At 70.7% G+C, this 976-nt stretch carries 1 protein-coding gene and 1 pseudogene; both read right to left on the bottom strand.

Annotation, left to right across the window (positions count from 1 at the left end; genetic code table 11):
* On the bottom strand, positions 1–767 hold a 767-nt coding region (locus GJV64_RS14815), incomplete at its 3' end, for an alcohol dehydrogenase catalytic domain-containing protein (protein WP_164158263.1).
* 10 nt (positions 768–777) lie between these two features.
* A pseudogene (locus tag GJV64_RS15525) lies at positions 778–976 on the bottom strand (hypothetical protein); the annotation flags it as partial.

Below are 976 nucleotides of genomic sequence, written 5' to 3'. Positions count from 1 at the left end.
CCGTGGGCGGCAAAGGCGGCCTCCACGTCCTCGGGCGCCACGGCAGCGCGGGCGCCCAGTTCGAGGGCCAATGCGCGCTTGTCCGGCACCGGGTCGATGGCGATCACCGGCTCGGCGCCGGCGGCAATGGCGCCCATCAGCGCGGCAAGACCAACCCCGCCCAGACCCCACACGGCAACGCTTTCGCCCGGGCGCACGGCGGCCGAATTGAACACCGCACCCACCCCGGTGAGGACAGCGCAGCCGAACAGGGCAGCGATTTCGGCCGGGATATCATCTGGAATGGGAACCGCCGAACGTTCGTCGATCACCGCGTGGCTGGCAAAGGCCGACAGCCCGAGATGATGGTGAACCTTGTGGCCATCTTCCGACAAGCGACAGCCGCCAGCGAGCAGTTCGCCCTTGCCGTTGGCCGCCGCGCCATTGCTGCACAGCCAGGGCTCACCGCCATGGCAGGCGGCGCAGTGGCCGCAAGAGGGCAGGAAGGCCAGCACAACGCGGTCGCCAGGCTGCAGCCGCGTGCCCGCCCCCACGGCCACCACACGCGCCACCGCTTCATGGCCCAGCGCCATCGGCATCGGCCGCGGCCGATCGGCGTTCACCACCGACAGGTCGCTGTGGCACAGGCCCGCCGCCTCGATCGCCACCAGCAGTTCGCCGGGGCCGGGTGGCGCCAGGGCGAGACTGGCCAGCCGCAGCGGGCGGCTCTGCGCATAGGGCTGGGCCGCGCCCATGGCATCCAGCACGGCGGCAGTGGTGATGGTCATGGGCGGCAGCCTAGCCGGAAAGCCGCGCCGCCGCCAATGTTGCGCGTGCCAGCGCGGCGGTGGAATCGATCAGTGGCACCGCCACGTCGCCCTGCTTGACGATGGTGGCCGTGTCGATGGCCGACACGCGCATGATGCGGCCCTCGCGCGGGGCCCTGATCACCTGTTCCGACTGGCGGCGCAGGTTGACATCGATCTTGTTGATATCA

It is taken from the genome of Sandarakinorhabdus rubra, assembly GCF_010994245.1.
Lineage (GTDB): Bacteria > Pseudomonadota > Alphaproteobacteria > Sphingomonadales > Sphingomonadaceae > Sandarakinorhabdus > Sandarakinorhabdus rubra.
Note: the sequence above shows the minus strand (reverse complement) of the source record. Positions and strands in the feature narration are given on the sequence as shown.